Annotated in this window: 23 protein-coding genes and 2 pseudogenes; 18 read left to right on the top strand and 7 right to left on the bottom strand. The window is 40.9% G+C overall.

The features are described 5' to 3' along the window. The first annotated feature begins 1 nt into the window (after position 1). The 4 genes from RS130_RS22785 to RS130_RS22770 all read left to right on the top strand — a co-directional run bounded on the left by RS130_RS22785 (position 2) and on the right by RS130_RS22770 (position 2690). Positions 2 to 430, top strand: coding sequence for a hypothetical protein (locus RS130_RS22785; RefSeq protein WP_316027830.1), 429 nt, complete (start codon positions 2 to 4; stop codon positions 428 to 430). 80 nt (positions 431 to 510) lie between these two features. Continuing rightward, entirely contained in the window at positions 511 to 723 is a 213-nt protein-coding gene (locus tag RS130_RS22780) for a hypothetical protein (RefSeq protein ID WP_316027829.1), read from the top strand. Continuing rightward, complete coding sequence (locus RS130_RS22775; RefSeq protein ID WP_316027828.1) at positions 713 to 1582, top strand: HprK-related kinase A; 870 nt, start codon at positions 713 to 715, stop codon at positions 1580 to 1582. Before RS130_RS22780 ends, RS130_RS22775 begins: the two co-directional genes overlap by 11 nt. Further along, on the top strand, positions 1575 to 2690 hold the full coding sequence (locus RS130_RS22770) for a nucleotidyltransferase family protein (protein WP_316027827.1): 1116 nt from the start codon (positions 1575 to 1577) through the stop codon (positions 2688 to 2690). The genes RS130_RS22775 and RS130_RS22770 overlap by 8 nt, the downstream gene beginning before the upstream one ends. A 43-nt stretch (positions 2691 to 2733) precedes the next feature. On the opposite strand, the gene RS130_RS22765 is transcribed toward RS130_RS22770, so the two are convergent. Then, positions 2734 to 3678: a LysR family transcriptional regulator gene (locus tag RS130_RS22765; RefSeq protein WP_316027826.1), complete on the bottom strand. Its 945-nt coding sequence runs from the start codon at positions 3676 to 3678 to the stop codon at positions 2734 to 2736. Positions 3679 to 3876: 198 nt separating this feature from the next. Between RS130_RS22765 and RS130_RS22760 the strand changes: the two genes are divergently transcribed. Next, the gene (locus tag RS130_RS22760) at positions 3877 to 4830 is read left to right on the top strand and encodes a chemotaxis protein CheV (protein ID WP_316027825.1); all 954 of its coding nucleotides are present in this window, start codon (positions 3877 to 3879) and stop codon (positions 4828 to 4830) included. Between the two features lie 240 nt (positions 4831 to 5070). Further along, a complete protein-coding gene (locus RS130_RS22755) occupies positions 5071 to 6357 on the top strand; it encodes an alkaline phosphatase (RefSeq protein WP_316027824.1) in 1287 nt (428 codons plus the stop codon). Positions 6358 to 6577: 220 nt separating this feature from the next. Here RS130_RS22755 and RS130_RS22750 read toward each other — a convergent pair. Continuing rightward, a pseudogene (locus RS130_RS22750) lies at positions 6578 to 7277 on the bottom strand (VC0807 family protein). 86 nt (positions 7278 to 7363) lie between these two features. Further along, positions 7364 to 7822, bottom strand: coding sequence for a rhomboid family intramembrane serine protease (locus RS130_RS22745; RefSeq protein WP_428982833.1), 459 nt, complete (start codon positions 7820 to 7822; stop codon positions 7364 to 7366). 511 nt (positions 7823 to 8333) lie between these two features. On the opposite strand from RS130_RS22745, the pseudogene RS130_RS22740 reads away from it, so the two are divergent. From RS130_RS22740 to RS130_RS22730, 3 genes and pseudogenes are all read left to right on the top strand, one after another. Further along, positions 8334 to 9610 (top strand): annotated as a pseudogene (locus RS130_RS22740) (glycoside hydrolase family 127 protein); the annotation flags it as partial. A gap of 132 nt (positions 9611 to 9742) precedes the next feature. Beyond that, positions 9743 to 10351, top strand: coding sequence for a glycoside hydrolase family 127 protein (locus tag RS130_RS24025; protein ID WP_428982883.1), 609 nt, complete (start codon positions 9743 to 9745; stop codon positions 10349 to 10351). A gap of 257 nt (positions 10352 to 10608) precedes the next feature. Further along, positions 10609 to 11250, top strand: coding sequence for a hypothetical protein (locus tag RS130_RS22730; protein ID WP_316027821.1), 642 nt, complete (start codon positions 10609 to 10611; stop codon positions 11248 to 11250). A gap of 90 nt (positions 11251 to 11340) precedes the next feature. Here RS130_RS22730 and RS130_RS22725 read toward each other — a convergent pair whose 3' ends face one another. The 4 genes from RS130_RS22725 to RS130_RS22710 are packed head-to-tail and all read right to left on the bottom strand — an operon-like array spanning position 11341 to position 14090. Then, entirely contained in the window at positions 11341 to 11553 is a 213-nt protein-coding gene (locus RS130_RS22725; protein WP_316027820.1) for a hypothetical protein, read from the bottom strand. A 41-nt stretch (positions 11554 to 11594) separates the two neighbouring features. After that, on the bottom strand, positions 11595 to 12230 hold the full coding sequence (locus tag RS130_RS22720) for a WD40/YVTN/BNR-like repeat-containing protein (RefSeq protein WP_316027819.1): 636 nt from the start codon (positions 12228 to 12230) through the stop codon (positions 11595 to 11597). Further along, positions 12187 to 12474: a hypothetical protein gene (locus tag RS130_RS22715; RefSeq protein ID WP_316027818.1), complete on the bottom strand. Its 288-nt coding sequence runs from the start codon at positions 12472 to 12474 to the stop codon at positions 12187 to 12189. The genes RS130_RS22720 and RS130_RS22715 overlap by 44 nt, the downstream gene beginning before the upstream one ends. Next, on the bottom strand, positions 12465 to 14090 hold the full coding sequence (locus tag RS130_RS22710; RefSeq protein WP_316027817.1) for a WD40/YVTN/BNR-like repeat-containing protein: 1626 nt from the start codon (positions 14088 to 14090) through the stop codon (positions 12465 to 12467). The genes RS130_RS22715 and RS130_RS22710 overlap by 10 nt, the downstream gene beginning before the upstream one ends. 292 nt (positions 14091 to 14382) lie before the next feature. On the opposite strand from RS130_RS22710, the gene RS130_RS22705 reads away from it, so the two are divergent. From RS130_RS22705 to RS130_RS22665, 9 genes are all read left to right on the top strand, one after another. After that, positions 14383 to 15951, top strand: coding sequence for an MFS transporter (locus RS130_RS22705; protein WP_316027816.1), 1569 nt, complete (start codon positions 14383 to 14385; stop codon positions 15949 to 15951). Between the two features lie 14 nt (positions 15952 to 15965). Then, complete coding sequence (locus tag RS130_RS22700; protein ID WP_316027815.1) at positions 15966 to 16430, top strand: 2-dehydro-3-deoxygalactonokinase; 465 nt, start codon at positions 15966 to 15968, stop codon at positions 16428 to 16430. A gap of 28 nt (positions 16431 to 16458) precedes the next feature. Then, positions 16459 to 16845, top strand: coding sequence for a 2-dehydro-3-deoxygalactonokinase (locus RS130_RS22695; RefSeq protein WP_316028130.1), 387 nt, complete (start codon positions 16459 to 16461; stop codon positions 16843 to 16845). Positions 16846 to 16883: 38 nt separating this feature from the next. Continuing rightward, complete coding sequence (locus tag RS130_RS22690; RefSeq protein ID WP_316027814.1) at positions 16884 to 17249, top strand: beta/alpha barrel domain-containing protein; 366 nt, start codon at positions 16884 to 16886, stop codon at positions 17247 to 17249. Beyond that, complete coding sequence (locus tag RS130_RS22685; RefSeq protein ID WP_316028129.1) at positions 17198 to 17476, top strand: beta/alpha barrel domain-containing protein; 279 nt, start codon at positions 17198 to 17200, stop codon at positions 17474 to 17476. The genes RS130_RS22690 and RS130_RS22685 overlap by 52 nt, the downstream gene beginning before the upstream one ends. Before the next feature lie 144 nt (positions 17477 to 17620). Then, a complete protein-coding gene (locus RS130_RS22680; RefSeq protein ID WP_316027813.1) occupies positions 17621 to 18370 on the top strand; it encodes a FadR/GntR family transcriptional regulator in 750 nt (249 codons plus the stop codon). Between the two features lie 271 nt (positions 18371 to 18641). Then, positions 18642 to 19382: a hypothetical protein gene (locus RS130_RS22675; protein WP_316027812.1), complete on the top strand. Its 741-nt coding sequence runs from the start codon at positions 18642 to 18644 to the stop codon at positions 19380 to 19382. Next, positions 19349 to 20569, top strand: coding sequence for a hypothetical protein (locus tag RS130_RS22670; protein ID WP_316027811.1), 1221 nt, complete (start codon positions 19349 to 19351; stop codon positions 20567 to 20569). Before RS130_RS22675 ends, RS130_RS22670 begins: the two co-directional genes overlap by 34 nt. Continuing rightward, positions 20520 to 23285: a hypothetical protein gene (locus RS130_RS22665; protein ID WP_316027810.1), complete on the top strand. Its 2766-nt coding sequence runs from the start codon at positions 20520 to 20522 to the stop codon at positions 23283 to 23285. The genes RS130_RS22670 and RS130_RS22665 overlap by 50 nt, the downstream gene beginning before the upstream one ends. The last annotated feature ends 270 nt before the right edge of the window (positions 23286 to 23555 follow it).

Raw genomic sequence — 23555 nt, 5'->3', positions numbered from 1 at the left:
CATGGCTGGTTCTATTGTGGCGTCGAGTCAAGGCTCTGAAGCCCTGAGTGGTGCATGTACTAAGTTAGTCGGGGCGAGTAGTTTTTCTGCTAGTAGTTATAATGTGAAATTTAAGGGCATATTTGGTGACAAGCCATTTAAAAAGGATGGAACTAACGGCTATAGAAATATGACTTTAAAGACAATTTTACAGTTAAATTCTGGAGATGACGAAGCTGGAATAAATGACGTCAATATCGGTTTAGTTGTTATGTATTTAAACGCTGCTAATCATGGTAACTCTGGTATTTATTATACTGCGGCAGAGACGCATGGTAGCTTAGATGCTTATGCTAAGTATTTGTATGCAGAAGCTAAGACTAATCCTGCTACGGTTGGAGCCTTGCTAAGCGACACTATAGCCAAGTACTCTAGTCTAAGCACTTGTTAACACTGGCCATGCTTACTTCGTTAGTGTTTGACTATTAGTATGCAAGTAGAATGAAAAAATTCTTAAACAAGGGAGTGCAAATGCACTCCTTTTCTGATCAATCAGGCTGTGTTTTTTTAGAATTACAATCAGCAGACACCCTAAGTGTTTTAATGTCAGAAACTGAGATTGTTAAGGTGTTGTCTGGAGACATAACTTTAGACGATGATGATAAGCAAAAATCGGCTATAGACGCACTTATTCAGAAAAATATACTGTTGCCTCTTGATAGAAAATGTTCCGATGACAGCTAGCTACTTCCTTGATTTACACCCCTTTTCATTTTCCATTCAAACTGATATTACTCAAGTTATTAGTAATTTATCCACTATCTATGGCGACAGGTTTAAAAAACTAACGAGTGAAGTGGCAGACTACGAGTTGTCTGTGCAAAAATCAGCAGGGCTGCGTAGCTTTCTTCGTCCTCAAGCTCGATTTTTCTGTGATCAACTTGAACCTTTTAAACCACTCAGTTTGCAAAAATCCTTTGCCTTTTTAGAATGGGGAATGAACTGGACTGTTGCCGCCAATGAAGTACAACATGTCATTATTCATTCCGCGGTACTAGCAAAAGGTAATAAGGCAATCTTGTTTCCTGCGCCACCGGGTTCAGGCAAAAGTACTCTCACCGCTTATTTGTCTCATAATGGTTGGCGACTCTTGTCCGATGAAATGGCCTTGATCATTCCCAATACTAAAACGGTAATACCTTTTGTGCGGCCAATATGTTTAAAAAATCAATCAATTGAAATAGCTAAAAGACTGTTTCCGAATGGTAAATTTTCGAACATAGCGAAAGATACTCACAAAGGCGATGTGATTCACCTTTCTCCACCAGAGCTAAGTTGGCAAAATCAAACAAAGACAGCCGAGTTGGTAGGTATCGTATTTCCAAATTATCGAGCCAATCAAGATTTGCAGATTTATCAATTGGACAAAACCCAAGGGTTTATGCAGCTAGTTAACAATGCATTTAATTACAGTATATTGCGAGAAACCGCATTTAGTACGCTCACTCAGGTTGTTGAAGGCGTGCAAACCTTTGAAATTTTCCACAATGATTTAGCTGAAGTTGCAGAATTTCTTGAGCAGGAAATAATTGAACATGGATAGTTTGTCGGCTGACTTAGTTTGTAGGATATTTGTTCGCCCCGAGCTGTCATTATCATTGACTAAAAAACAGTGGCAACAATTGATCTTAATACTACGCAATCAACAATTGTTAGCCAGATACTCAGCATTATTTAAACAAGCTGGCCTATTTGACAGTATACCCAAACAAACACAACGGCATTTTTTAAACGCTGATGTGTTGGCTAATAATCACAAAAAGCAAGTGTTGTTCGAAGCACTGGAGCTCAAACACGAGGTGGAAGGAAGGCAACAATATCTGATCTTTTTAAAGGGCGCAGGCTATTCATTGTCAAATTCTAGTATTGGTCAAACTCGTATTTACAACGACATCGATATTTTAACAGACAAAAAGTCCATCGATGGCATAGAGAAAAAACTCACGCTTTATGGTTGGCAATCTGAAGAACTAACAGAGCATGACGAAAAATACTATCGCAAATGGGCCCACGAAATACCGCCGCTTCGTCATGGTATCCGAGGGACTGTGGTCGACATTCATCATAATATTGTGCCGATTATTTCTGGTCGACATATTGATGCAGATCAATTTGCTAAGCACAGTGTGATCACTAAGGATGGTTTTCAAATTCTGTCTTATGCAGCAATGACTATGCATAGTTTGATACACTTGTTTTTTAATGAAGATGTCAAAAAAGGTTATCGAGACCTTATCGATATTCACACGCTCATGACCGATCACAGTGATGACGAATACTGGGAAGAGTTAATTAATTTAGCAAGAGAATCGGGGTTTGAGTTGGAGTTGTTCCTAGCTTGTCGTTATAGCGAGAAATTTTTTGCCACCAAAATACCGGCTAAGGTAACAAAACACATTGCCGTCAATCGACCTTGGAACATGAAATATTTAGACTTTATTTATAAACGGGTATTAAAGCCTAACCACCCAATTTGTCGGCCAAATATGTTTGGGCTGGCCACCTTTTTAATTTTGTTGAGAGGGCATTTCCAGAAGATGCCGTTGCACATATTGATCTTCCATCTTACGACCAAAAGTTTCATTGGTATGACCCAAGCCTTGTTGGGCAAGCACTTCTTCACTAAAGAGTTAGAGCAAGACCAGCCGTAGTTAATCTGAACTCGACTTATCTTAGGCTCAGGTAAGGTAGTGTTTAGTCTAAGGGCAAGCTATTTGCTACTTCTGAGATCAATCGCCTAAGCCATATATGCCCGGCATCATGCTGTAAGATGGCGCTCCATGCCATTTTTAGAGGGAAAGGTGGAATATAAAACGGTGGTTCAAGTATTTCTACATTCGGATCATGCTTGTAAAGATTGGCTGCGCGTTTTGGTAAGGTAGCCACAAGGTTCTGTTCTTTTGCTAGTTGCAGCGCTACATGATAATGCCGTGTAAATACTCTTATATCGCGTTTTTTACCCAGCTTTGTTAATTCTGCATCTACCCACCCCAACTTTTGTACCGCATTGGGATCGATACCTACGCCAACACCAAATCCGGTTTTACTGACCCAGATGTGTTTGTTCCGTAGGTAATTGTCTAAATCGAATTGGCCGACCAAAGGATTTTGGCTATTCATGACGCAGGCAAAAGAGTCTTTCCAGATAACTTTTTGGTGGAATGATTGGGGCAGCTCTTCGAAACGGTTGATGGCCATATCAACTTTGCCTTGCTCTACGTCATAGAATGTCACATCACTAGGGGTGATTAAGTCTAAGGTGATATTCGGAGCAAGCTTGTCTAACCGTTTTATCACTTCCATCAATAAGGTTGATTCGGCGTAATCACTGGCCATGACTCTAAAGGTTCTGTCACTCATTAAAGGCAAGAACTCTAATTCGGTATTGACCGTATTTTCAAGTGTAGAAAGTACATCACGAACAATAGGCTGTAATTGAGTCGCTCTTTTGGTGGGTAACATGCCGCTACTGGTGCGTATTAATAATGGATCTTTAAAAAGCTCGCGCAGTCGCTTCAAATTATTGCTCATGGCTGGCTGCGTAATGCCTATTTGATTCGCTGCTTTGGTAACATTGCCTTCGCGCAATAGTACGTCCAAATGAACGAGTAAATTTAGATCGATCTTGGCGATATTCATGTGTCTAGTGAGGCCTACTTTTGAAGGTCAAATAATGGATTTAATCATACCTTATTTGGCGATATCACTTTTTAACTTAATTGGCAAAAAATGTCACACCACAAGGGGAAAAATTAATGCTGTATTCAAGCCTGATTTGGGTATAGGCTTTTATTGATTAAACAATCTAACTACTAGCGGGTTTTAGGTAGGGTATTTATGTCAGAGTTAATGTCTTCTATTGATCAGAGAACTCAACTTGTTGGTGAAAACAGGTTGGAATTACTTATGTTTAAATTAGGCACGCGACATACCTTTGCTTTGAATGTGTTTAAGGTGCGAGAAGTGGTGACCGTGCCTAAAATGAATCAAATGATTGGCTCCCATCACCACCTCAAAGGTGTCACCAATTATCGCGGCAAATCAATACCGATCATTGATTTACGAAGTGCAATTAAAATTACTATCGGCGCCGATAATTACCAGCCCGAGAATGTCATTATTACTGAGTACAATCGTACGGTGCAGGGTTTTTTGATTGGTCAAATTATGAATATCGTGAATACCTCTTGGAGTGAGATCCAACCGCCACCAACCGCTACAGGAAAGAACAATTATTTAACGGCCATAACACAAGTAGAAATAGCGGATCAGAATGAACTGGTTGAAATCATTGATGTAGAAAAAGTGTTAGCTGAAATCATTGAATACGATATTGCTATTTCGCAAGATGTCTTAGATGCAGAGGTAGTTGAGCACCTTAAAGGCCAAAAAGTACTCATAGTCGATGACTCTGGCACTGCGCGTTCACAAATCAGAGACACTCTTTGTCAACTCGGCATAGAAGTTATTGAACAGAATAATGGCTTGAAAGCACTGAATTTATTGCGCTCTTGGGCCGATGAAGGTAAAAAAGTGACAGATGAAATTCTGTTGATGTTTACCGATGCAGAAATGCCAGAAATGGATGGCTATCGGTTGACTGCAGAAATTCGTCAAGACCCTCGAATGAGTGATTTATTCATTGCCTTAAACACATCTTTGAGTGGTAGTTTTAATGAAGCTATGGTTGAAAAAGTGGGGTGTGATCGGTTTATTTCTAAATTTCAGCCAGACTTGCTGGTGGATGTCGCACAACAAAGAATGCGTGAAGTGCTAGAACAAGCGAAATAATCCGCCTTGCTATACACGAAAAATTTCGTCAGCGAGTAAGCCATTAAGGCAAGTGATGTGAATGAATGACTTTAAGTTATTGAATCATAATGTTAAATTAGAACGATGCTTCATATCCAGAAATCAAATTAAATTAGCGTTCGCACACAATCCCTTGTAGTTTTTTATAAAACCATCACATAAATAAGATAATATCTACCTCGTTACTTTTAAAAATCAATTAATTTCAATGGAGACAAAATGAAGCGACTGGTTTCTTTATTTTTGGCAGGAATATGTACTTCTGCCATGGCAGCACAATCACCTAAAAATATAATTATGATAGTAGGGGATGGTATGGGGCCAGCTTACCCTACAGCCTATCGTATGTTTGCTGATGACATATCTACGCCGCAGGTTGAAGAAACGGTCTTTGATCGCCACTTAGTTGGCATGGCAAGTACTCATCCTGATATTGATACTGGCTATGTTACCGATTCGGCCGCAGGTGCTACAGCCTTGTCTGCTGGGGTAAAAACCTATAACGGAGCGATAGCGGTTGATGTGGAAAAAGCTGCGGTAGGCACTGTATTAGAATTGGCAAAAAAACAAGGACGGAAAACGGGGGTCGCAGTCACTTCTCAAATTAACCATGCCACTCCAGCTGGGTATAGCGCGCACAATGTAAGCCGCCAAAATTATAATGAAATCGCAGACAGTTATTTTGACGATAAGGTTGATGGCAAGTTTGTATTAGATGTGATGCTTGGAGGAGGTTGGAAATACTTTGATAGGGACGATCGTAATTTAATCAAAGAATTTCAACAGGCAGGTTATCAATATATTGATGAAATAGACAAATTAGACCAAGCACAGCCGGGTAAACCTTTACTGGGCCTGTTTGCTGATACAGGATTGCCATGGGCGTTAGATTATGCCAGTAAACAACGTTTGCCAGCATTAACCAAAACGGCTGTAAGCCAGCTTGAGAACGATAAAGGATTCTTTTTATTAGTAGAGGCAAGTCAGGTTGATTGGGCTGGACATGCGAATGACATAGCCGCCGCTATGTGGGAAATGCGAGACCTTGCTATTACATTAGAATGGCTAGAGCAATACGTTGAAAATAATCCCGATACCTTAGTTGTATTGACCGCAGACCATAGCACTGGTGGGATGACCATAGGGGCAAATGGAAATTACAATTGGTTGCCAAGTATTTTAACTGAGCTGGAGCATTCTCCGCTAGAAATTGCCAAGCAGGTATTGCCCTCTGCAGACAAAGTTAAACTTGCTTCGACTCTTCTAAAGTTTAACTTAACAGATGAAGAAGCACAGCTTGTGTTAAAGCCAACAGAACAGAAAGCCTTAACAACCGCCATCAAACAGATTATTGATGCTAGAACCATCACCGGTTGGACAACAGGTGGGCATACTGGAGTTGACGTACCAGTTTATGCTTTGGGCATGGGTCGGGAAAAATTTATTGGTCATTCGGACAATACCGATATTGCAAAGCAGATATTTGAACTGTTAAACGCAAAGTAAAGGGGGCATGTTCCGCTCTAGAAGAAGTTGACGGTTTTTAGGCCCGCTCTTATAGCGGGCTTTTCATTTTTACTTAACCTGAGTTTTGAACTAGCAGTATCGTTTGGCTAAACAATATCAATATAATTCAACGCTAGACACAAAAAGAGCGTTATCGAGAGGTTCGGCTTATCCAGGAGCCAAGTTACTCATTAATACGGATTGGTATAAGTATACTGAATTATACTTCAGCCAAAAACTTATCGAGTTCTTCACCTGTTAGCTTTTTAATTTGGGCGAATAAATACCACAATGCGGCCATTAACATGATCATGCTAGGTATCACTATTACCGGATAACTTAGTGCCGTCATTCTGCCTAGTTCCTCGGTATATGCTGTCGTTCCAGGAGGGCTAACTAAAATAACTTTGGCTAAAATATAATTAAGTGCGGATGATAAGAAAAACGATCCCGCCACAATATATGAGCTATTCGCCATTTTCTTTTCAAAAGCTTGAGTGTTTCCGGCGTTTTCTAGCGCTTGACTTAAATTCTTCCAATTAACTATTTGTTCGTTTAATACAAATACTTTTAATAAAGGCTTGCTAGTACGTTGGGTAATTAACACTGCCAAACCGATGATGCCAGAGTATCGCTGCTTCTTTGATCGCAATGTACTCTGCAGGTAGCTCTAAAAGACTAATGCCACCGGTTAAAAATACACTGACGATACCTAAGATAGAAAATGCGTTAAATTTTCCTGACTTCTTAAGATCCCAAATACCAAACCCTATTGGAAAGATAAGTGCTGCCACTATGCTCCAGGCCGGGCCTAGGTACTCATCTCCACTTAATTTAGACATGATGACGACAGGGATAATAATGTTAAATGCTAAGTTGCCTAACAGGCCGCCTTGTTTTTGAGGTTTTGTTTCAGACATTCCTGACCTAATAAATTACTGACTTGATTTTTGTGTGGTTAGTATATTCAATTTACTCCTTAGGAGTAAGGTTAGTTTACACATATTTATACTCGAGGCTTGGCCCACAATCTGGCCGCTACTAAGCCTGATATAAATCCAAAAAGGTGAGACTCCCAAGAAACATAAGGGCTGGATGGAAGTACGCCAAAAATTAAACCACCATAAAAGAATCCCACAACTAGTGAAATGATCATAAGTTTGATTTTTCTGCTTAAAAAACCAGCTAATAGCAAATAACCAAAGTAGCCATATACCACGCCACTGACGCCGATATGAGTTGCTGAGCGAGCAAATAACCAAACCAAAATACCGGTTAATAGTGTGATCCAAACTGTTACTAGCAGGTAGCGGTGAATGCCGTATTGCAACAGCAAATAACTGAAAATGCACAAAGGAAAAATATTAGACAAATAGTGCTGCAAACTACCGTGAATAAAAGGGCCAGTTATAATTCCCGTTAAACCAGGGACGTATCTTGGGATGTTGCCAAATTGATTTAACATTCTGCCGGTCAGCAAATTGATAAGTTCGATGGCAGTGAACAATACAAAAATACTGAAGACTAGCTTGAATTGTTGTTTGTGATCTAAGGGTTCTCAATGTTTGACTCATGTAATGTTACATTGGCTAAATTTAAGTGGTTATTCTGAACTATTTTTAATGTAAATCTTATTTCTAATTGTGACAAATAGTATATTCAGCAAGCCTAATTGCCGGAGAATATCTGTAGCGCATTGAATAATAGTATGTTTTTAGACATGACTATGAGAAAACTAATTTTTGCTGTTAAAGACAATCGGGCAATAAGAGAACCATACAACAAGGAACATAGCAATTTTGACCTGTAGCGATTCAATCTTGAGGATATGATTTCAGGTATTGTTTTTATAAACATCATATGTTTAAATGTTGCTATTGATTTAACAAAGTCATTACAAAACTTATTGCTTTGACTGAAATCAGACGACTTTTTTGATAACCACTTTGAGTGTAATGCCAATTTATTCGGTGTGAATGCTCAGTTTGTATGATAGGCGGGACATTATTTTGAATTCAATACATGCGCACAACAAGGCTATAAATGCTAATTCAGCCAGCCCCCATGTAAAGCTGAAAAATATTAATTTTGGTGATTGTACTTGGACTCATGGTTTTTGGGCTGAGAAAACACAAAAAGCAATTGACGTAATGATCCCCTACATGGGGGATGTTTTGTGTGGTGACGTAGGCCACGCTTTGAATAACTTTAAGATTGCTGCCGGCTTAAAAGAAGGCAAGCATCAAGGCATGTATTGGCATGATGGCGACTTCTATAAGTTCATGGAAGCTAAGATTTATGCTTATGCCTTGAGTAAAGATGAGGCATTGCTTAAGGAATTAGATGAATATATTGATATTCTCGCGCAAGCTCAGGAGCCCGACGGTTACCTACAAACACAGATTCAGTTAGATCCGCAAGCTGATCGATATGAAAATCGTAAATATCATGAAATGTATAACACTGGGCATTTGTTTATAAGTGCTTGTGCACATTTTCGGTTAACCGAACAGCGCAACTTCTTGGATATTGCACTGAAACATGCTGAATTGCTATACACCATTTTCTACCCTGATACTCGTCATTTTCAACGTTTTGGTTTTAATCAAACTCAAATTTTGGGGCTAGTAGAATTGTACCGTACTGTCGGTGATGCTAAGTATCTCAAATTGGCGCAAAAGTTTATCGACCGCCGCGGAACCTATGACATTGTGCATGACTCCACAACTATTGGTTATCCAATTGGTGACATGGTGCAAGAGCGCACGCCATTGCGTGAAGCAACCGACCCAGTTGGTCACGCGGTACTTGCATTGTATTATTATGCTGGCGCTGCTGATGTCTATGCTGAAACTGGCGAAACCGCGCTAATTACTGCTTTAGATCGTTTATGGGAAAGTGTTACCCAGAAAAAATGTACGCGACCGGTGCCGTTGGTCAAACTCACTTTGGGGCGTCTGAAAATGGCGATATGATCGAAGAAGGCTTTATCGACGATTACATGATGCCGAATTTAACCGCTTACAACGAAACCTGCGCAAATTTATGTAATGCCATGTTTAGTTTCAGAATGTTAGGTATTCATGGTCAAGCTAAATATGCTGATATTATAGAGTTGGTCATGCATAACAGTGGTTTGTCAGGCATTAGTGTTGAAGGCAAAGATTACTTTTATGCTAACCCTCTTAGAATGCTGCATAACACGCGAGATTATAACGCCCATGCCGATGTGACAGAAACGCCAGATCGTGAAGGCTATTTAGCTTGTTTTTGTTGTCCGCCAAACTTAGTGCGCACTATTTCAAACTTGTCTGGTTGGGCTTATAGCTTGGCCGACAATGGTGTCCATGTAAACTTGTACGGTAGCAACAACTTAACCACTACTATGCTAGATGGCTCTGCTATTAAGCTGACACAAGATACCGAATACCCATGGAAAGGTTTGGTTAAGCTCACCGTGGAAAGCTGCAAATCAGACGCGTTTGATATTGCTTTACGTGTGCCTGAGTGGGCGACTGGCGCAACGATTACCATTAATGGTGAAGATGCCGGCGTCAAAGCGACGCCAGCAACTTACGCTGTTTTACATCGTAATTGGAAAGCGGGTGATGTCATTGTGATTGATATCCCTATGGAAGCGACGTTTATCGAAGGTCATCAACGCATCGAAGAAGTGCGTAATCAAGTGGCCATTAAGCGCGGGCCAGTGGTTTATTGTATTGAAACTCCAGACCTGCCTGACGATGTAAGTGTTCTAGATGTGTACGTAAAAGGAGATAGTGAGTTAGCTGTTGACTACCAACCAGATTTCTTAGGTGGCACTGCAATTATCACGGCTGATACTTATTTACGCTCCAGGGAGCAAGGAGCGATGTACACCGCCGTTAAAAAGCCAGATTGGCAAGAAACAAGAACCAAGTTTGTACCATATTACGCTTGGAGTAACCGAGGTACAGCAGAAATGACGGTGTTTGTACCCGTTGTTTGGAAGTAGTTGCAATCCATATTAGTAAGTGAATCACTCGCTGAGTGACTACTTATCTTGTCGGATTGGGATAAGCATGACGCACAATAACTCGCCGTTTAGCGGCTAGTTGATATACAGATATTAAACAAGCTCAACTGGAAACAGTTGAGCTTTTTTGTTTGAGAGGCAGTTGTTGAATAGATGTTTGTATATAAATGCTTTGCTTTACTAGTGCTTCAAAAGGCGTTAATGTCAAGTTTATAATTATTCTAACAGGAAACAAAATGTACAAACTTAATCGTTCAACCTTACTGGCTGTGATTGCTCTAAGCTCAATGATGGCATGCAACTCAACCACAGAAACCCAACCAAATAAGCAGAAACTCGCTAAGCAACAAGTCGAGAACAACAAAAAACAAGCCGCCAATAAAAAGACCAAGCCAAAAAACAAAAAGTCTATTAATAATTTATTAGCTTACGCCAATCCTGGTTTTGAAAAAGAGATTGATCCTAAGGTGTTAATTACCCGACAAGATAAAGGGCAAGTGAGTAAAGCCGAGTTCGGCATCATGAAGGAAGCGGCCAAGTCAGGTAAACAAGGATTAGGCATTACCTTAGAAAAAGGCAGCATGAAGTTACAGTACGGTATTTGGCGTTTGCGGGATCAAATTGATGCAAATAAACGTTATCGTTTCGAAATTGATGTAAATTTGATTGAAGGGCATGCCGTATTGTTTAATCAAGTAGGCGGCTCAAATTGGCAACGAGCAGCTATTAAAGATCAGCTGGGATGGCAAGTGGTGGGAACTGTGCTTGAAGGAAAACACTTAAAAACAGGGAAGCCCTTAGCTTTTCATATTGATCAAATTAAAGGCAAGCAACCAAGGCATTCTGCTTGTAGACAACGTTCGTTTGTATGCTATTGACTAACGTTGCCATGCATTCTTGTAAGCACTAAAAAGCCAACAGAATCGTTGGCTTTTTGAGTACTTCTCTTGGTTTTTAGGGATGCCTTGTTACTTGGCTAAATATCCGCCTTGATAGCCATTCAGGTATGCAACATGCCAACCGCTTCCCCAGCCAGCGGCCCATATTACATTTGGGTTATAAGGATCTGGCTTGGCATCAATAATTTTATCGTAGTTACCTAATTGTTTGTTGACCTTATCCCATGTATTGCCACCATCTTGAGATACATAAATACCGGGGTTCATAAATTGTCTGTCCATACGCATTTGGTTACCCACGGTCAGTACTAACAAATCTGGGTTTACAGGTGAGGATTCAACTTGCAGTACCAAAGGCGCTTTAAAGATCTGTTGCTACAGGTGGCGCCATTGTCTATGCTGCGCCAAGCGCCACCTTCTTCATATTCGCCTTGGTAAAAGCCGCCAGCACTAATAAATATTGCTTTGGTATTTCTGTCAATGAATACATTGTTGACACTTTTAATGACGTTAGGAATAGACACTCTTTGCCAGTTTTTACCCTGATCAATCGATTTATATAAGCCACCTTGCTCATCTGTTGCAGCGGTATATAGAATATTTGAGTTTGCAGGATCAAAGGTAATAGTCCGTAAACTAGCGCCTGCGTGAATACCTTGATTGCTACTTTGCCAGTGGTAACCGCCATCCGTAGACTTCATCACACCATATGCGCCTATCGTTGGATTCCGTCGAGGAGCTCGATAAATCTCAGAGAATGCATCTCTGGTCATGACAAAATACATATTGTCAGGGTTTTTGGGATCGATAATTAGTGAGTTTTGGGCGGGCATCAATCCTTTAGGACCTTGCACCACTTGATTGATCGTTTTGTCTTGGCTTTTGGCTGCATAGCCGTCGACTTTCTTAATGTCGTTATCGACTACTGTTGCAATATTCTGCCATAGCTTTACCGCCATCAGTGGAGCGACGTAATTTGCCCATGTGTTTTTGTCGCCAGGCTAAAATGTAAATGGTATCAGGATCCTGTGGATGCACCGCTATGGTCGAAATTGAGACCATTCCTGTCAGGTTAGTTTGTCCTTCAATTTGCTTTAAGGCGACATCTTGCTTGTTAGGTAAGTCGGCAGCAACAGTTTGCCACACTCCGTGTTCCCCACTGGCTAGCAAACGTCTCTCTGGGATCCCCGTTTCTAACAACATAAAACGACCATAGGCAAATTACTGTCACCACGGCCAACCCAAACGTCGCTGTGGGCAGTGACTTCATCGTCATCGATTTGTTGCCATGTTTCACCATGATCAGATGAACGGTGGGTTTGCTGAGAAATGCTCATAAATATTTCACCCGCCAAGTTGATAGCCAACAAGCGGTTTCCTTGATTCTCTGCTGCGTGGTCCATTTCCGGTTGCACATGGGCAAAATCAATATTGGTATGGGTGGGGTTATTGCGATTTTTCCAATATTCTTGGTCCTTACCGCTTAGCCAGTATTTACCATGACGAGCAACACATAGCCATGTTTTACCACCGTCCAAGGTACGCCAAACTTCCCCTGAGCCAAAGGTACGATCGTGCTTTTTATTGTATGTAATATAAATTTCTTGACTGTCATTGGGGTTAACTACAATGCGGTTATAAACAGGTAATACTGAGGTAGGTAATTGTGAAAACTGCTTTTTGGCAGCATTGGGGCTGATGTTAAACCAATTGGCCAAGGTACGATAGTAACGTTGAATTTCTTCTGGGTAATGAATTTGAGTCAAATCTAGGAATAAGTTACCAGTAATATTTGTCCAGTTTTTACCTCCATCAGTGCTGGTGTAAATTCCACCTGATGAGGTTACAGATTGTCCTGCTTTAGTATAAGTGGTTTGCTCAATCAAATATAAAGTATATTGTCCCGTTGCTTTGTCGTAGTGGTAGGTTAAATCACGAGGAATATTGTGAGGTAAACCATTGGCACCAAACTGCCAAGTTAACCCACCATCACTACTATGCATTAAACCACGGTTAGTGGCGGCAATAACCTGATTAGAGTTTTCTGGATGAACCAAAATTCTGCCAATATCAAGATCTTCTGCTAAGCCCTCGGATATTTTGTTCCATGTTTGCCCTTTATCTGTACTTTTTAATAAATATCCATAATCTGCATAGGCTAATTTATTGCCTTGAGGACGAAGCATGCTGCGATGATTCTCTTTGGTATTCCAGAAATCTCCCGCACCTATGTACCAAATGTTGTCATTAGACGGGTCGACAGAAATTTCCGCTAAACGGCGGCCTATTTGTTCATCATACCAGCCCTTTTTAAAAGCAACGGGATCATAAGGATCTACCCCTATGTCTTTATAACTACCGGCAAGTTCATGGGATTTTGTCCAAGAGCGTCCGCGATCTGTAGTCTGATAAACCCAGCCGTTCCAGTCAATTGCCATACCAAAATCGGCATCTTGCAGAGAAAATTCGATATCTAGTATGCGCTTCATCTCTTGGCCAAGACCGTCAGGATCTTGGATGTTATGCCACGTTTGGCCTGCATCCCAGCTACCATAAGCAACGTGCATATCGGGACCCAAAAATATGACGTTTGGATCGGTTGGGTGAGTCCACAATTTTTCATTATAGCCAGACATTCCCGGGCCAATACTTTGCCATTCGACGTCTGGCGATGAGGCGACTCTTTCTGCTCGGATTGTGTTAAAGAAGCTATCTTGTTTGTTGTCGGACAATTCGTCTGTACTACTGCAACCTAAATTAACGCTTGCCAACAAACAGGTTGCAAGTATAAGTGAAGTTTTACTTTTTATTATTTTCATTGCTGTCCCCATGAATTTGACTGTTGATGTCCCCAGCCCGCAAGGTGAAGTATAGAATTGAATATTGCTAACAATTTATCATTGAATTTATACTTTTACTATTGAAACTGTTGGGTGGGATGAGTGCCTAAGTTGAAGGCTAAGCGCGTAAAGCCTTATGGGCCTTGGTTTTGGCTAGCAATATTGAATAAATGCTGTGAATAAAATGTTAAGTAATTTGACTTTTTTATTGTTTTTGCAGTGAATTAAACATAGTATGTTTATTAATATTATACGTATATAGGTTTTGCAAATGAAAAACAATCCTAATGGAAATGTTACTCGATTTTCACTTATTGCTGCTTTTGGTGGGTTTGTCTTTGGCTTAGATGCTGCAAATATTTCTGGAGCAATACGTTTTGTCAGTGCGTTATTTGAATTAGACAGTATTCAACAGGGGACCGTAGTAGGGTGCGCATTGTTGGGTGTTATCGTTGCACTATTTTTTACAGGCTCTTTGTGTGAAAAGTTTGGTCGTTCTAAGACCTTATTAGCGATAGGCTTTACTTACTCTTTGTCTTCGTTGTTGTCTGCGACCGCAGTTAACTACGAAATGTTGGTGATTGGCCGCTTTATTGGTGGAGTTGCTTTCGCATCAATTACTGTGTCAGCAATGTATATTGGTGAAATAGCGCCCCCTGAAAAGCGTGGCAGATTCGTTTCGGTCAATCAGTTCATGATTGGTTTAGGGCTTTTACTGGCTTTTGTTATTAATTATTTCTTAATTAAATATATTGATGAAATCAGTTGGATAAATAACGACAATATTTGGCGCTATATGTTGGGCGCCGAGCTAATCGCTAATGCGTTATGGATTGCCTTGTTGTTAAAAATTCCTGAATCTCCGCGCTGGTTAGTGATGCAGGGTAGAGAACAGGAAGCGGCTGAGGTATTTGCTCGCATCGCTCCCCAAGCACAAATAGCTGGGTTAATCGACAGTGTGAAACAAAGTTTGCACAATGAACCAAAGCTGGCTGTCAAAAGCCAATTAAAAGAACTATTCAGCAAGCGCTTACGGTTTGTGCTTTTTATTGCAGTTTGTTATGCCATTGTTCAAGGTGCAACAGGTATGAATGCGGTATTGTTTTTTGCGCCTATGGTGTTTGAACAAGTGGGTATGAGCGTTGAAGATACGTTCATGCAAACTATCGCAACAGGTGTTGTCGGCTTAGTCGCTACTTTTGTTGCTATTGCTTTTGTTGAAAAGCTGGGGCGCAGAGTGCTTACCATAGCAGGATTGGTTTTAGTGGTATTTGCACATGGCTCAACATGGTATGGATTTAGTCAGGCTAGTTATACTTTTGACCATGAATCGGTAGCAGTGATCCAAACGGAATTACGCAATGAGAATATTGACCCCGAAAAGATATCAACGTTAATTGGCCAAAGTTTTGAGGATGATGTGGCTTTAAAACAACAACTTGCTAAAGTTTTTAGTAAAAAGGAGTTACCATTGGTCAATGGGATAATCATTAACAATACCATTGTTGGAATTAATGCCCCTATGGTGTTGTTTGGTATCTTCGCATTCTTAGCTGCTTTTAATTTGTCTATTGGGCCGATCATGTGGGTGATTTTTTCGGAAGTATTCCCTAATTCGGTTCGAAGTGTGGCATTGCCATTTGCGGCGCTAGTGCAAACAGTATCATCTTGGTCGATACAGCAGTTTTTCCCGTGGCAATTAGATAATATGGGAGCCGCCAGTATATTCCTTATTTATGCGGTGCTAGGACTGGCTGGATTAATCGTTATGTGGTTTATTTTGCCTGAAACTAAAGGTAAATCAATTGAGGATATTGAGCGTCAATTAGTGCGCTCGTAAGGTATAAAATCGATATGAATGAAGTGCAGGTTAGTTACTTGGTCGTTGATTGGGGAAGCACAAACTTCCGTGCTTTTGCGATGGACAATACCAATCAGTTAGTTGAGAGCAAAGAGGCGCCACTAGGCTTGCTGCAAGTACAAGACGGGAAATTTGCTGAGACCTTAGAAACCTTATTGGCGGCTTGGCTGACCGATTACAAAACCTTACCCATTTTTATGGCTGGCATGATCGGTTCGTTAAAAGGTTGGGTCAACGTAGATTATGTTCAAACGCCAGCAGGGGCCCATGATTTAGTCAAGAAAGCGCATCGCTTTGCACTGCCTTGGGGACCTGAAGCTGTGATCCTACCTTGTGTTTGTCATAATTACGAAGGCGATAATTATGATGTTATGCGCGGTGAAGAAGTGCAAATATTTGGATTAGCTAACGTTCTTCAAATGGACGATTTTAACGCTATTTTACTAGGCGACACATAGCAAACATGCTACTTATGCCAATGCTAAAATAACAGGTTTTGCCAGCTACCTTACCGGAGAGTTCTACTCTGTTTTGTCTAACCATTCATTGTTAGGTAAAGGGTTGCCAGAAAACCCGCCGACAGATATAGAAGCGTTTAACAAAGGTGTGATTGAAGGACAAACCGGTCAACTGACGAATCGTATATTTTTGGCCTGGAGTCATAGGTTATTTAGTAATCTGACTGAAGCACAGATCCCAGACTACTTATCTGGCTTTTTGATAGGTTATGAACTTAAAAACCTAACGAGCAAAAAAGTTTATTTAGTGGGTGGACAAGCTTTATGTGAGCGATATCAATTAGCCTGTGAAAAACTTAGCATAAGCGCAGAAATAGTCAGCGGTAACCAGTGCTTTTTTAGCGGGTATCACTGATTTAATAGAAGAAATAAGATAAACAACTCGGAATTGAAATGAACAAACAGTTTGATTTAGACGCACATTTACCATTAATTGCCATTATTCGTGGCGTGACTCCCGAACAAGTTGTCACGGTGGCAACCATATTAGTGGAAGAAGGCTTTACTGCAATAGAAGTGCCTTTGAACAGTCCTGAAGCGTTAAAAAGTATCAAACTACTAGTGGATACTTTTGGCAAAAATTATTTGATTGGAGCTGGTACCGTCACTACGCCGGAGCTAGCTAAGAAAGTGGTGGCAACGGGCGCTAATTTGGTTGTGACACCTAACTGCAATGAAGAGGTGATTAAAATTTCTGTGGCAGCAGGCTGCGCAACGTTTCTGATGTCGTTACTCCCACAGAAGCATTTAATGCCCTAGCTGCAGGTGCAACAGGAATAAAATTGTTTCCTGTTTCTATGCTTGGGCTAGATGGTTACAAAGCCCTAAACTCAGTATTACCGAAAGGCACTTTATGTTATCCAGTGGGCGGCATTGAGCCAACTGAAGCGAGCATGCGTCCGTATATTGAAATAGGCGCGGCAGGTTTTGGTTTAGGTTCTCGCCTTGTACAAACCCAGTATGACAGAGCAACAAATTCGAACTAACGCCAAAGATTATGTGGCGGCTTATAAAGCGTGTACCCGAGATCTTTAATTTGCTAAAGCAAATAATTTTTTACTGGTAAAGTAAAGCATATATAAACATAATACGTTTATTGTGTGCATTACGAATAAGAAAAAGAAATAATTATGAGTGAGTTAGTTTACTACGATCTAAAACGAGCAGCTAAAATGACCCCTAGCTTGTCAATTCAAGTTGCTAGGGAGCTTGGCCGACGTATAGTCGCTGGCACATTTGAACCGGATACCTTAATTGATGACGAAAATGCCCTTGCAGAACGTTATCAGGTAAGTCGTGTGGTGGTGCGCGACGCAGTAAAGATTCTAGTGGGCAAGGGCTTATTAGATGTTCGTCGTGGTATTGGTACTAAAGTTCGCCCTCGCAATGAGTGGATATTGTTAGACGACGATGTGTTAGCTTGGCATATTACAGCGACTCCCCGCATTGAGTTTATTAGCCAATTGATGGATGTGCGCTTAGCCTTTGAACCCAAGGCTGCTAAGTGGGCTGCTGAGCGAGCTACTGAGCAAAACATTAAAGAGATTGATGAAGCTTGTACCCGTATGGAGCAAGAGAGTGGCTCTTTAGAGAAATTCATCGTAGCCGATGCGTTGTTCCACAAGGCTGTGCTTAGAGCGGCCCACAATGAGTTTTTAAACGCGATGGAAGGGGTGATTTATTCGGCACTATTGGTCAGTGTTAGGATTACCAACCAAGATCCTCGTAAAAATAGTGATTCAGTGGCATACCACAGAGAAGTATATGACGCTATTGCTAGTAAAGATGGCGCGTTAGCAGAAAAACTTACTGAAAAATTGCTAAATGACGCCTTACGTCGTCTTAAAGAATCTTTTGGTGACGAGTTAGTCGTAAAGTAGAAAATAATTAAATAGCAGAAGGCCGAATATCAATTCGGCCTTTTTTTTTGCCCGCAAAAAGTCCCCGTTCTCCGATTCATACTGTTTCAAGTGCTCATTTGTAAAATTATTGTTGTATATGTGTGGATTTTATTTGTCATAATGTTATTTTACTATTCATCATTTGAGTGTAAACATATGACCTTTGTTTTTTGGGGAATTCAAATGTGTTTGTTTTGATCAAGAGAGCCAATCAGGCTTTTAACTAATAAACTTAACATTGGGGAAAAATATGCAACTACAGGGCACTTATCAAAAAATGCTAACTACAGTTTGTTTGCTCATCGCGCTAGCTTTGAGTAACGCTAGTTACGCAGGGTTAATAAATAGTGATTTTAGCGATGGTTTGAACGGGTGGGATCAAGAGTTCAATTATTATAGCTACGTAGATGATCAGGAATATTACTTTGAGCCTATCGGTAACCTCGCCGATTTTACAGATAACTACATTATCGGCGCAAACTCAGTGGTACTGACTACTTCTGCTGATGCTGATAATGACTACTTTGGGTTTTATTTGTTTCAAGGGTTTATAGTCGATAATAACGCCTTTGAACTTTCACTCGAGGTTAATTCAATAGCCGATGATCCTAGCGCCGCTTTTGTTACGCTAGTCGATGATAAAGGTGACCTCATTCATGATTTTATTAATGGGGGCTTAACATTTGATATGAGTAGTCTAGCAGGCTCATTAGTGTCTTTAGAAATGGGCATTGAAGATATAGATTTTGTGTTAAACGAGTCGTTAACCGTGTCGAATATTTCTATTAGTACTAGGTCAGTACCAGAACCTTCCACTTTTGTTTTGCTTTCACTTGCATTACTTGCTTTAAGACATCAATCAAAAAACGTCACAGCGGCCGGTAAAGCGAAACCTGAGTTATGCCAATCTGTATTGATACAACAATCGATCGACTTTGAGAAAATTGGAGAACACATATGGTTACTTCCAGTAACACACAACTATTTTTAAGCAAAATGCATAGTGCCAAGAAAGCGCTGATGGGTTTTGTTATTTTGACACTTAATTGCCAGCTTTCATTTAATGCGTTGGCCTTAACGGACGGAACATGGGCAAAAGTAGATACCGCGAGTGTTGAACAAAGTGCACGTTATACTAAGCGAGGCGTGGGGTACTACACCTATAACAATCTTGTTCTGGCAGATAGCTCTTCGGTGACAGGGGCGTTAAGATTGGTCATTACCGATTCTAGTCATACTGTACTCGAACCAGATGGCATCGATGAAAATGCGCGCCCATACTTCGATGTAGAGGCATTAACAGATGCGACACAAATATATTTTGCTGCTAAACGAGGCGCGTTTACTTACACCGCAGAATTGCAAGAATATCTAGAGCCAGATGTTAACCCTAACGCTGTTACCTTTAGCTACGATTTTAATCAAGACCAAATCCAAACTGAAAATAACAACTGGGAAGGTTGGGTATATCCCGCTAAAAACAGAGGTGTGGTCAGTTTTGCTGAAGGCGCCGGCGAAGACGACAGTAACGCGTATGTGTATGAAGATACCAGCACCAATAGCAATATTAGTCAAAATGGTATTCGCTTTAACAACCGTACTAACAAAGACAATATCAATCCATGGACAAGTATTCTAGCGGATGCTCATGGCAAAACGTTAGGCTCTGTATCTTTGTGGGCCAAAGTTGAAAAGGCTGTGCCCGGTGATGTGACAGTGCAACATCATTTAATTCCCTATCCAGTGATTGACGATAAAAAAGGAGCAACGCTTACGGCTGGAATAGATATTGGGCCCCAATATGAGATGGTGATCCCTGCTTCTTTGAATAATACATGGGTGCAAATTGAATTTATTGATAGTAATACTGGAAAGCCTGATTTTACCATTCCTCAATCATGGGTACATTACGACGGTGAATCCGACATTCAAGTTTATCCAGAGATCTTATTCGGTGGTTTAGAAGTCGGCGATAAAGTAACTGTAGACAGCTATTTAATCAGTGATACAACTCTTGAAAATCCTTGTTGTGTCATAGTGGATGGTGGAGATACGGGGTCAGGCGGTGATGGCGGCAACTCGGGCGGTGGTAACGAGCCTGATTACACCTTAGGCGATGAACTGACATTTGATTATACGTTTGACCTCAACGACATCGCTTCGGGTCAGGGTAGCTAAGGGCTGGATTTATTCTGTTTTAAACAGAGGTACTCTCGTTTTTGAAGAAAACGCCGGCAAAACTGGTTCTGCCTTTTCTTATACTGACAACAGCGTCAATATTAACCCTGAGCAAAACGGCTTTTATCTACAGGACTGGACGGCCAATCCCTTTACCGCCAGATTTAACAATCATGGTCACATTATTAATAGTGTAAAAATGTGGATGAAAACAGACTTGGTTGCTGAAAAAGACATCGACATTATTCATTACTTATTGCCTTACGGATTAGTCAGCGGTAACAAAAGTGCTAACTACCCGGCTGCGATAGAAGCCGCGCCCAAGTTTGTCGGCACTATTCCCGCTGGCAGCGTGGATTGGGTTGAAGTTAACTTTGTACTAGAAGGTTCACAGTCGGCTGATTTTACTATTCCTTCTACTTGGGTACATGTTACCGACGGAGATTTACAAGTTTACCCAGAGTTTAAGTTCGCTAACACTGAAGTAGGCGACAAAATTTACCTTGATGATTATCAAGTTAAAACGGTAGTGGGCGAACCTTTAGCGGTGCCTACAGACTTTAGTATTGAATATGATTTCAATGATGCAACCGTAGCGCAAAATGGCGGTTGGGGTTTTGTATTAGCCGGAAATGGCACTATAGGGTTAGAAGAGGGACAGGGCTATTTGGGCAGCAATGCAGTTTCTTATGTGGATGATAATCAAGGGACTAATATACTGAATCAATCCTTGCTTTGGCACAAATGGGGGAATGCAAACCCTTGGAGTCAAGCGTTAGCTGGCGGGGCGATCGAGTCAGAAATACAGTCAGTAACCTTGCGTGTTAAAGTTGAAAAAGGCGCGGGGAATACGGGGAGTGATGACGTTATAATTAAACATCACTTATTGCCTTGGAACGTGACCTTAACTGGAGGAAAGTTAGGTAAAGTAACCGCTGCTCAAGCCATTACTGCTGACTATACGGCAAATATAGACGCTACCAACTTCGGTCAATGGATTGAAGTGACCTTTACCGACGCCAATAGTGGTTTAACCAGTTTCTCTATTCCAGAGACGTGGAAATTAACTACCGACAGCGATATCGTTGACGTATTACCTTCGTTCTTTTTTGGTGGCTTAGAAGTGGGCGACAAAGTCATTATTGATGATTATGTGCTGACCGGGGATAAGGCGTTAGCCAGATCAGTGACCGATGGTGGTGAGGGGGAATGGACAGGACCTGACTACGGTACTCATGACGGAACAAACACTTTTACTGCAAATGGTCGCACTACCCCATTAGCGGTGATCGAAAGTGATTTCTATGTAGAGCCTTCGTCATTTGCCGCAACCCGCAATGCGATTACTGATTATCAAGTGAACAATCAGATATCTGCAGACAACAGTAAAAATGATACAGCTGATCTGCAAGCGGCGATTGATGATATGAGCAATAATCTTGGTGGAGGTAAGTTAACCATACCTGCTGGGGACTACTATGTACGCAGTTTACACCTTAAGTCTAATGTTCATCTTGAAGTTGACGAAGATGCAACTTTCCATATGTCACAAGGTGGGGGTTACAACGTTTGGTTATTTGAAATGGGCAACGGTGAGCAAGGCAAGGCAGAAAACTTTAGTATGGTTGGTTTAGGTGAGGGCTTCACTGTCGACTTGTCGATAGACCGAACCTATACCGCTAATAGTGCTCAGAATGAACGTGTAGCTGTTTTTAGAATGGGTGACATTGAAAACTTTAAGTTCTCAAACATCAGGATCAAAGACAATAAAACCATTTTTGCTTCTTTCTTAGTGGGTCCTACTTCTCGAGATGGTGTTTTTTACGGTCCAAGCAAAGGCATTATTGAAAACATCGATCAACGCAACTCGTTATTTGGATATGGCATCATCCAAATGTACATGGCGGACAACATATTATTCAGAAACTTACATTCTCAAGGTGGTATTACCTTGCGCATGGAAACGGATAATTTGTCTGTTAAAGAGTTTGGTTTTGGCGCGCCTGATAAAGGCGGTATTCATCATATCTTTGCCGAAGATATTCGCGGTACAGATTGTTTAGCGCCGGTTATGTTTGGCCCTCACTTTCAGGAAAATGGTTCTGTGCAGGTCAATGGTGTTACGTCAAATGGATGTAGTTTCGCAGTACGGGTGGATGATGGCTTTGTCGAGCTGTACAGCCCACAAAACTATTCCCGTGATCAATGGATGACAGAAGTAAACGACACCTATGGTGCAGGTTGTGCGGGTACGACTTACGGACGCGGTGTAAACCAATGGGCTACTCGTATTACCGAAACTAAGGCTTGTCTAGACGCCGTTCACCAAAGAACCAACTTAAAACCTTACTGGTTTGAAGAGTCCTATATTTACAATGTAACAGCCAATTACGGCACGAATGCCCACTTGAAGCTACAAAATCTGTACTACATACCGTCTTCAGACAATCTTTGTATTGCAGCAAGTTCACAGTGGCCAAATCGCGCACAAATATTTATGGGGGATTCGGTAGCGCCTGTCGAAAATCACATGCAAGCTGGCGTAGCTTATGATTTTAATATTAACGTCTACCAGCTTACAGCCAGTGGTTTCCCTGCCGCGCATCACGGTGTTATCGATGGAAATTCAGCGCGATTGAATCCAACGGTAACCAATTATGGTACCGCGGTTCAGTTGCCAGATTGTTCAGATCAGCGTTGGAATTTTAACTATTAGTGTTTAACGATATCTCGTTGAGTTAGTTTGCAAGGCCAGAAGTAAATACTTCTGGCCTTTTTTATACCACTTCAAATGGAAGCATGCTGCTCGAGTACTCATCAATACGGCTTATTTTATGGTCTTATTGGTGCTTTGGACCGTCATCAATTTACCATGGTCTACAGCATGGTCTACTGTATATTAAAAAGTCATATTCATTTTTACTATTAATATATACATATGATGTTTATGTATGTATAATGTGAATTATACGAAATCCAATTGTTA

It is taken from the genome of Paraglaciecola aquimarina (assembly GCF_032464635.1).
Lineage (GTDB): Bacteria > Pseudomonadota > Gammaproteobacteria > Enterobacterales > Alteromonadaceae > Paraglaciecola > Paraglaciecola aquimarina.
The sequence above is the reverse complement of the archived record's forward strand: the minus strand, read 5'-3'. Positions and strand labels throughout refer to the sequence as shown.

Bases quoted from the DNA above. Each gene is read 5' to 3' on its own strand.
- RS130_RS22680 (WP_316027813.1), top strand. From the start codon at position 17,621: ATGAGTGAGTTAGTTTACTACGATCTAAAACGAGCAGCTAAAATGACC.
- RS130_RS22745 (WP_428982833.1), bottom strand. From the start codon at position 7,822: ATGTTAAATCAATTTGGCAACATCCCAAGATACGTCCCTGGTTTAACG.
- RS130_RS22675 (WP_316027812.1), top strand. From the start codon at position 18,642: ATGCAACTACAGGGCACTTATCAAAAAATGCTAACTACAGTTTGTTTG.
- RS130_RS22725 (WP_316027820.1), bottom strand. From the start codon at position 11,553: ATGGACAGACAATTTATGAACCCCGGTATTTATGTATCTCAAGATGGT.
- RS130_RS22690 (WP_316027814.1), top strand. From the start codon at position 16,884: ATGAACAAACAGTTTGATTTAGACGCACATTTACCATTAATTGCCATT.
- RS130_RS22700 (WP_316027815.1), top strand. From the start codon at position 15,966: ATGAATGAAGTGCAGGTTAGTTACTTGGTCGTTGATTGGGGAAGCACA.
- RS130_RS22670 (WP_316027811.1), top strand. From the start codon at position 19,349: ATGGTTACTTCCAGTAACACACAACTATTTTTAAGCAAAATGCATAGT.
- RS130_RS22730 (WP_316027821.1), top strand. From the start codon at position 10,609: ATGTACAAACTTAATCGTTCAACCTTACTGGCTGTGATTGCTCTAAGC.
- RS130_RS22775 (WP_316027828.1), top strand. From the start codon at position 713: ATGACAGCTAGCTACTTCCTTGATTTACACCCCTTTTCATTTTCCATT.
- RS130_RS22720 (WP_316027819.1), bottom strand. From the start codon at position 12,230: ATGGCGGTAAAGCTATGGCAGAATATTGCAACAGTAGTCGATAACGAC.
- RS130_RS22705 (WP_316027816.1), top strand. From the start codon at position 14,383: ATGAAAAACAATCCTAATGGAAATGTTACTCGATTTTCACTTATTGCT.
- RS130_RS22780 (WP_316027829.1), top strand. From the start codon at position 511: ATGCACTCCTTTTCTGATCAATCAGGCTGTGTTTTTTTAGAATTACAA.
- RS130_RS22710 (WP_316027817.1), bottom strand. From the start codon at position 14,090: ATGAAAATAATAAAAAGTAAAACTTCACTTATACTTGCAACCTGTTTG.
- RS130_RS24025 (WP_428982883.1), top strand. From the start codon at position 9,743: ATGCTAGATGGCTCTGCTATTAAGCTGACACAAGATACCGAATACCCA.
- RS130_RS22755 (WP_316027824.1), top strand. From the start codon at position 5,071: ATGAAGCGACTGGTTTCTTTATTTTTGGCAGGAATATGTACTTCTGCC.
- RS130_RS22760 (WP_316027825.1), top strand. From the start codon at position 3,877: ATGTCAGAGTTAATGTCTTCTATTGATCAGAGAACTCAACTTGTTGGT.
- RS130_RS22765 (WP_316027826.1), bottom strand. From the start codon at position 3,678: ATGAATATCGCCAAGATCGATCTAAATTTACTCGTTCATTTGGACGTA.
- RS130_RS22770 (WP_316027827.1), top strand. From the start codon at position 1,575: ATGGATAGTTTGTCGGCTGACTTAGTTTGTAGGATATTTGTTCGCCCC.
- RS130_RS22715 (WP_316027818.1), bottom strand. From the start codon at position 12,474: ATGTTGTTAGAAACGGGGATCCCAGAGAGACGTTTGCTAGCCAGTGGG.
- RS130_RS22785 (WP_316027830.1), top strand. From the start codon at position 2: ATGGCTGGTTCTATTGTGGCGTCGAGTCAAGGCTCTGAAGCCCTGAGT.